This is a genomic window from Streptomyces sp. NPDC127084 (genome assembly GCF_042724175.1).
Lineage (GTDB): Bacteria > Actinomycetota > Actinomycetes > Streptomycetales > Streptomycetaceae > Streptomyces.
In genome coordinates, this window is sequence record NZ_JBHXFA010000221.1 from 1 (window position 1) to 7,722 (window position 7,722).

The 7,722-nt window shown below is 72.2% G+C and carries 6 protein-coding genes; 5 read left to right on the forward strand and 1 reads right to left on the reverse strand.

The annotated features are described in order from the left end of the window. Positions 1-322: 322 nt before the first annotated feature. Complete coding sequence (locus tag ACFWI9_RS31265; protein ID WP_387167758.1) at positions 323-1,450, reverse strand: GDSL-type esterase/lipase family protein; 1,128 nt, start codon at positions 1,448-1,450, stop codon at positions 323-325. Positions 1,451-1,707: 257 nt separating this feature from the next. Between ACFWI9_RS31265 and ACFWI9_RS31270 the strand changes: the two genes are divergently transcribed. From ACFWI9_RS31270 to ACFWI9_RS31290, 5 genes are all read left to right on the forward strand, one after another. Next, positions 1,708-4,488, forward strand: a complete 2,781-nt coding sequence (locus tag ACFWI9_RS31270; protein WP_387167761.1) for a nitrate- and nitrite sensing domain-containing protein — start codon at positions 1,708-1,710, stop codon at positions 4,486-4,488. After that, positions 4,481-4,930, forward strand: a complete 450-nt coding sequence (locus ACFWI9_RS31275; protein ID WP_387167764.1) for a roadblock/LC7 domain-containing protein — start codon at positions 4,481-4,483, stop codon at positions 4,928-4,930. The genes ACFWI9_RS31270 and ACFWI9_RS31275 overlap by 8 nt, the downstream gene beginning before the upstream one ends. A gap of 4 nt (positions 4,931-4,934) precedes the next feature. Next, on the forward strand, positions 4,935-5,309 hold the full coding sequence (locus tag ACFWI9_RS31280; RefSeq protein WP_387167767.1) for a DUF742 domain-containing protein: 375 nt from the start codon (positions 4,935-4,937) through the stop codon (positions 5,307-5,309). Between the two features lie 559 nt (positions 5,310-5,868). Next, on the forward strand, positions 5,869-7,341 hold the full coding sequence (locus ACFWI9_RS31285; protein WP_387167770.1) for an amino acid permease: 1,473 nt from the start codon (positions 5,869-5,871) through the stop codon (positions 7,339-7,341). A 10-nt stretch (positions 7,342-7,351) separates the two neighbouring features. Next, positions 7,352-7,722 (forward strand): Lrp/AsnC family transcriptional regulator (locus ACFWI9_RS31290; protein WP_387167773.1); only part of this gene is annotated, 371 nt, incomplete at its 3' end.

Consider the following 7,722-nt stretch of genomic DNA (forward strand, 5'->3'; position numbering starts at 1 on the left):
TTTCCGCCCGGAGTCGTTGGGAGCGGAGCACCGGCCGCCACCGTAGCCCCCCACGTTGGGGTAGAGGACCTGCGCGTGGACCGCGTACTCGTCCATCGCGCCCAGCCGGTCGGCGACCCGCCAGGTACGGGGGTCGGCATCGCTCAGTCGCGGCGGGTAGGTAGGGGGTGCGAACTGGTAACCGGCCTGCGCCGGCGCCGCCCCCCCCCCCCCGCGCCGCGGGCCGGGGCGGCCGACCGCCCCCCCGGGTGGGGGGGGGCCCCCCCGCGCGGGCCGCCGCGGGGGCCGCCCCCCCCGACACGCCGACTCGTGCGGCGCCTCGTCAGGCGGCCGGGCTGATGCCGGGTTCGGCGAACCCGGCAGTGCGCAGTGCCTGCCCCACCGCGGCGGCGATCAACGCGTGTCCGCTGTCGTTCGGATGCAGCCCGTCGGCCAGATGCCGGGCAGTCAGCAGCCGCCTGCCGGGCAGCAGCGCAAGGCGTCGGTCGCCCTCCGCCATGAGGTCGCGCACCGCTGACTCCATCGCCGTACGGAGCTGCGCGAGGGTCGCGCCGACGGCGTTGGGGGTCGACTCGGCCTCCGGGCGCAGCACGGGGGAGAGCAGCAGAAGCGGGGTGTCCGGATGGCCCTGGCGTACCAGGGTGACGAAGACCCGGACCGTCTCGTACATCAGCGGAGCTGTGTGCGGGGTGCGGGACCAGCAGTTGGTGCCGAAAGCGAGGGTGAGCAGCTCGGCCGGGAGCCGGGCCAGGTGCTGCGCCGTGGGCAGCTCGCCGCGGGCGCAGCCCGCGTAACCGAGGTTGACGGTGTCGAGGCCGAGAGCACGTCCGGTGGTCGCAGGCCACGAGTGGGCCGGACGGGTCGACCACCAGCCCTCCGTGATGGAGTCGCCGTGTACGACCCAGCGGGGGCGCCCGGGAGCTGGGGCCACCCTGCCGCCGACGCCCCGCAGGCCCAGGATCACCGGCGCCTGCGACTCGGGCGGATGGATGGTGAAAGGCCCTTCCCCCGAAGGTAGCTCCAGGGTGACGGTGGCCTCTTCCGCGGGCTCGGTGAACGATTCGCGCACGCAGCGGTCACCGTGCCAGAGCGAGAAGCAGTGGGCGAGGTCGCGCAGGGCGTCCTTCGCGTCCGGAACCCGCGCGCGATACCGGATCCGTACCGCCTTCGTCCCGCCCGGAGCGGTGAACTCCAGCCGCACACCGATGGGAAGCGCCGCCCGCTCTCGGGTGTCCCAGGCCAGCCGGTCCAGATCCGCGGGGTCGGCGCGTACCACCCGTGCGCCGTCCCGCCAGGCGACTCCGCGCAGGAACGGCCCGGGGTCGAGCCAGCCGCCGGGGGACGCGCGGTCGGACGGCGGGCCGGGCGGCGGTGGGCCGGCCGGGGGCGTGCGGGGCTTCACCTCGGGCGTCGTCGCGGGTGCCGGCTCTGGCGGCACGTGGGGCGGCATAGCGGCCTCCGATCCTCGGATACGGACGACGGGAAGTCCGGTTCGGGCAATCCCTGCCCGTGTCTGCCCTTTCGCGCACCTTGGCTGAGCTCTGACACCGTGTCCATACACGCGGAACGGACGCATTCGGGCGGGCTGACCGGAGCGAAGCATTGCGTCTCACGTTCGACATCGCGTAGCTTGACAGCCCCTACCGGTCGGTAACAGCCGCTGGTCAGTGAGTTGCGAAACGCAGTTACGAACGCTCTGGGGAGTTCATGCGCCGGCGATTGCGCCGTTCCACGATCCGTGGCCGGATCGTTGCTCTCACCGTGTTGCCGGTCATCGCGCTGATGACGCTCTGGACCTTCGCGATGGTGTCCGTGACGGGCGATCTGCGGGCGCTGGTCCGCCTTCAGTCGGTCTACGAGAGTTTCGGCACCCCCGTGGACACCGCGGTCGGGCAGATCCAGATCGAACGCAGGCTGGCAGCCGGCTATCTGGGCGCCGCCGAGGACGACGCCGACAGCGTCGGCACGGCGGACACCTCCGGCACCGCCGCGTACCTCGCCCAGCAGCGGTCCACCGACCGGGCCGTTCAGACGATGCGTGAGGCGATCCGGGACCAGGAGCGCCGCGAGGACCTGTCAGAGCGCCAGCAGGAGTCGCTGGACACGATGGACAAGGCCACGGCGCAGCTCGAAGGGCTGCGCCGGCAGGTGCTGGCCCGTTCGCTGTCCTGGAGCGGAGCCGTCGACGCGTACACCGCGATCGTCGAGCCGACCTTCGACGTCCAGTCCACGCTCACCGCGCTCCAGGCGGGACAGCTCGCCCGGGAGGCCCAGGTCGTGGTGGAGCTGGTGCGGGTACGGGAGTTCGTCTCCCGTGAGGACGCACTGGTCGCCGGGGCGCGGGCGGCAGGTCGGCTCAGTGACGCCCAGTACGACGTGCTGACCGCCACGATCGAGGACCGCAGGGTCTTCCACCGGACCTATGTCGGGGATCTCCCGGCCGACTCGGCGGCACTCTTCGGAGAGTTCGAGCGGAGCACCGAATACCGCTCGCTGGTGGCCGGCGAGAACGCTCTGCTGCGAGCCGGGGCGTCCGGCGCGAGCAAGGCGATCGCCGCGAACTCCTGGCGGACGACGACCGACCTGGCGGTCAAGCGGTACATGCGGACATGCACCGCTTCGGCGCTCAACGCCGCCGACCGCGGACGTGACTTCGCCTACCGCGAGATGGTGAAGGCCGGTGTGGTCGGCGGTCTGGGACTCATCGCCGTTGTGATCTCGATCTGGCTCTCGGTGTCCGCGGGCCGGCGTATCGCGCGGCGGCTCGAAGAGCTGCGGGACGCGGCAGACGTGCTGGCGACACGTCAGCTTCCGGAGGTCATGGAACGGCTCGCGGCGGGGGACGAGGTGGACGCCGCGGAGGTGGCGCCGCCGATTCGCTTCGGGGACGACAAGGGCGAGCCGGACGAGATCTCGCAGGTCGGGCACGCGCTCAACACGGCCCGCAGGGCCGCGGTCGAGGCGGCCGTGAAGCAGGCCACCCTCAGGCGCGGGATGTTCGCGGTGCTGCTGAACATCGCCCGGCGCAACCAGGCGCTGGTGCACCGGCAGTCGAAGCTGGTCGACACGCTGGAGCGGCGCACCACCGACCCGGACACGCTTGAGGACCTGTTCCGCATCGACCACCTGACCACCCGTATGCGGCGGCACGCCGAGGGTCTGATCATCCTCTCGGGCGCGGCCCCGGGCCGCCGCTGGCGGCAGCCGGTGCCGCTGGCCGACGTGGTGTCCGCGGCGGTGGGGGAGATCGAGGACTACACGCGCGTCGTCATACCGCCGATGCCACCCGTGGGCATCACGGCGGAGGCGGTGGCCGATGTGGTGCACCTCGTCGCCGAACTGGTGGATAACGCGACCGCGTTCTCCCCGCCGCACACCCAGGTGACGATGCGTACGGGCGAGGCCCGCAACGGATTCGTGCTGGAGGTCGACGACCGCGGCCTGGGTATGGACCGCGAGGAGTTCGACCAGGTCCACCGCACGTTGGCGCGGCCGGGTGATTTCGACCCGGTGCTGGACGAGCGCCTCGGCCTGTACATCGTCGGCAGGCTCGCCGCCCGCCACGGCATCACCGTGACTCTCACCCGCTCCCCGTACGGCGGTACCACCGCGGTCGTCCTGCTGCCGCACACGATCACGTCCCTGGTCGAGCCGGCGGCGCCCGCGGCGCCCGAGCCCGCGCCGTCGGCGGGAGCGGTGGTCCACACCCTGCCGACGCGTGGCCACCGGCCCGAGGCGGCGCCCGCTGCCACGGACGGGACAGCCGCGGACGACACGCCGACGCAGGACACCCCCACGGCCATCCTGCGCGCGGTCACCGACACGACCCCGCCACCGGACCGCCCCGGCGGAGAGCCCCTCGTACCGGAGCGTGCCCAGGCCGGTGGCCCGTACCCCCGGACGGCGTCCGGGCCGGCGCCCGTGCTGCCGCAGCGGACGAGGAAGACACCGGGAACGCAGCCGGGCGCGTCCCCGCGGGACGGCCACGGGCCGGGGGATACGGGCCGCGGCGGCGGTTCCGCGGTACACGGCGGACCGGCCGAAGCGCATGGCGCCGCGTCCGGCGGCGGGCCGGCCGCGACCACGGAGGAGACGCGGCTGTCCCCGTCTTGGCGGGGCCATGGGCGACCGGATGACCCCACGGGTGCCGGACCGGCCGCCGCCCTGGAGCCCTTCGGCGGGCGCCCGGGCCACGAGAGCGGAGTACCGTCCACGGAAGCTGTCGAAGCGCCGGTTCCGGCAGGCCCGGACGGCGGTGACGCGACCGGGCCCCGGCCGCTGCCCAGGCGGGTACGGCAGGCGTCGCTCGCGGCGCCGCTGCGGGACACACCGGGCGATGACGCACGGCGGGAGCCGGCCAAGGAAGTCAGCGCGGAGGAGATGCGAGCCATCTTCGGGGCGTTTCAGCGAGGGCTCGACCGGGGCCGCAAGGGCGACCCGGCCGGGCGGGAGAGCATGAGTGACGAAGGGACGGGTCAGGATGGTTGACCCCAGGAACGGCGAGGAGCCCGGCCCGGGCGCGCAGACCCCGGCGGGCGACCTCGGATGGTTGCTGGACGAGCTGGTGGCCAGGACCGACCATGTCCGTCAGGCCGTGCTGCTGACCTCGGACGGGCTGGTCACCTGCGCGTCCCGTGGGATGCCGGCCCGTGACATCGAGCACCTGTCCGCCGTATGCGCCGGGTTCCACAGCCTGGCCAAGGAGACGGGAGACCGTTTCGGGGCGGGCAGGGTGAGGCAGACCATGGTCATGCTCGATGGCGCATATCTGTTCATCACGCCGGCCGGTGACGGGAGTCGACTCGCGGTGCTCTCCGACATCGAGACAGACGTCGGCCAGCTCGCCCACGAGATGACCCTGCTGGTCAGGCGGGTGGGCCGGCATATGGCCGTGCCAGCGCGCGCCCTTCCCGAGGCCACCGACGCGTGATCCCGTGAGCGACCACTGGTACGAGGACGAGACCGGGTCGATGGTGCGCCCCTACACCGTCACCCGGGGCCGGACCCGCCCCGCCGCAGACCACCACATCGACATGATGTCGCAGGTCAAGGCCGTCGAACAGGACGACGACGGGCCGGCGCCCGCGCTTGACCACGCTCGCAGCTCACTGCTCGATCTGGTACGCCGGGGGCAGCGCCCGGTCGCCGAGGTCGCGGCCGACGCCGATCTGCCCCTCACCGTCGTGCGGGTGCTGCTCGCCGACCTGGTCGAGGCCGGACTCGTGTGTATCTCGGCGCCCTCGGTCCAGCGGGACAGACACGACCCGACCCTGCTGCGGGAGATCGCCGACCGGCTGCGGGAGCTCTGAGCCGCAGGACGCGAGCGGTGCCATGGTGCACTCCTGTCCGCGTTCACGGCGCCCGTACCCGGGTCGACGATGCCCCTGCCCGCGTTCCTCGCCGCGTGCCCCCCTCCCTTCTCGTAGCCGTCACCGCAAGCGGTTTCGGAACGCTTTTGCGTGCCCGTGCAACGTTCCTCCGCTCACTCCCCGATCACGCAATGGTCATTCGCTAATGCGCAAAGCTCATGCATTTCCGTTCGTCACGCTCACCTCGTAAGGTCGCAGGCTGTACGTGGAGTTTGGCGGGGACCGTCTGCTCGGCGATCCCCCCGATCAGGGTTACTCAGCCCTGCCCGGGGGGGGGGGGGGGGGCACCGGGGAACCCGGGGGGGGGGCGGGGGGGCCCCCGGGGGGGGCGCCGCGCGGGGGGGCGGGGGGAGGGGGCGGCCCCCGCGCACCCCCCGCTCCTCGGGACCCCCCGCCCCCCCCTCCGCCCCCCCCTCACCCCCCCCCCCCCCCCCTGGACTCGCGAGGGGGCACGCCGTGGTCGCCGCCGCTCGTCAGGCAGCGATAAGGAGCCTCCCCAGTGTTGGACCACGGCGCAGCGCCGCCCGTCACCCCTCAGCAGGGTGCGGCGGGACCCCAGCCCGGCCTCGGTGCCCGTCTCATGCGGCGCAAGCCCGTAGAGACGCTGGTCGCCGAGGGCGGCCAGGGCGAGGGCGGGAGCCTCCGCCGCTCGCTCACCATGTGGCAGCTGACCATGATCAGCATTGGTGCCACTCTCGGTACCGGCATCTTCGTCGTCCTCGGCGAGGCCACCCCGCTGGCCGGACCCGCCGTCGCGATCGCGTTCGTCGTCGCCGGTCTGACCGCGCTGTTCTCGGCACTCTCGTACGCCGAGCTCGCCGGCTCCATACCGGTGTCGGGCTCCTCGTACTCGTACGCCTACGCCACCATGGGCGAGCTCATCGCCTGGATCTGCGGCTGGTGCCTGGTCCTGGAGTACGGCGTCTCGGTCGCGGCCGTCGCGGTGGGCTGGGGCGAGTACCTCAACGAGCTGCTCGACGGCACGATCGGCGTCACCATCCCCGACCTGATCTCCGCGCCCCTCGGCGAGGGAGGATTCATCAACCTGCCGGCGCTCATCGTGGTGCTGCTCGCCATGGTCTTCCTGATGGGCGGCGCCAAGGAGAGCGCCCGGGTCAACTCGATCATGGTCGGCGTGAAGATCGTCACGCTGCTGCTCTTCATCGGCATCGGCTTCATGGGCATCAAGGCCGGCAACTACGCCCCCCTCGCGCCGCTTGGCGTCACCGGCATCAGCGCCGCCGCGGCCACCCTGTTCTTCTCGTACATCGGCTTCGACGCGGCCTCCACCGCCGGTGAGGAGGCGAAGAACCCGAAGAAGGACCTGCCGCGCGCGATCATGCTGTCGCTGCTGATCGTCACGGTGCTCTACTGCCTCGTCGCCCTTGTCGCCGTCGGCGCCATGCCGTGGCAGGACTTCGAGGGCACGGAGGCGGCGCTCGCCCAGATCATGAAGGACGTCACCGGCCAGAGCTTCTGGGGCATCGTGCTCGCCGCTGGCGCGGTCATCGCCATCGCCAGCGTGGTCTTCGCCGTGCTGTACGGACAGACCCGCATCCTGTTCGCGATGGCCCGCGACGGACTGGCGCCCAAGGTGTTCGCCAAGGTCGACGCCAGGACCGGTGCCCCGCGCGCCAACACCGTGATCGTCTCGGTCTTCTGCGGCGCCCTCGCCGCCTTCATCCCGCTGGGCGAGCTCGCCAACGCCACCAGCATCGGCACGCTCTTCGCCTTCGCCCTGGTCAACGTCGCCGTGATCATCCTGCGCTACACGCGACCCGAGATGAACCGCACCTTCAAGGTGATGCTCTTCCCGGTCACCCCGATCCTGGGCTTCCTCTTCTGCGCGTACATGATGTACAACCTGCCCGGTATCACCTGGCTGTGGTTCGGTGGCTGGATGGTCGCCGGGCTCGTGTTCTACTTCCAGTACGGCCTTCGCCGCTCCCGGTTGGCAACAGCAGAGAAGTGATCCACCCCCCGTGCGACTGAACGATCTCGACGAACGCATCGTCCACGCCCTCGCCGAGGACGCCCGACGTTCCTACGCCGACATCGGTTCGCTCGTCGGCCTGTCCGCGCCCGCCGTGAAACGGCGCGTGGACAGGCTCCGGGCCGATGGGGCGATCACCGGCTTCACGGTCCGGGTGGACCCCGCGGCGCTCGGCTGGGAGACCGAGGGCTTCATCGAGATCTACGCACGCAGCAACACCTCGCCCGAGACCATCCAGCGCGGTCTCGAGCGCTACCCGGAAGTGGGGGGGGGGGGGGCGCCCCCCCCCCCCCCCCCGCCCCGCCGCCGAGCTGCTCATCGCCACGAAGGCGAACGCACAACACTCTCTGGGGGTGCGGA

What these genes read in the sequence shown, in the direction of transcription:
- ACFWI9_RS31265 (WP_387167758.1), bottom strand. Translation starts at nt 1,450, where the DNA reads ATGCCGCCCCACGTGCCGCCAGAGCCGGCACCCGCGACGACGCCCGAG.
- ACFWI9_RS31275 (WP_387167764.1), top strand. Translation starts at nt 4,481, where the DNA reads ATGGTTGACCCCAGGAACGGCGAGGAGCCCGGCCCGGGCGCGCAGACC.
- ACFWI9_RS31270 (WP_387167761.1), top strand. Translation starts at nt 1,708, where the DNA reads ATGCGCCGGCGATTGCGCCGTTCCACGATCCGTGGCCGGATCGTTGCT.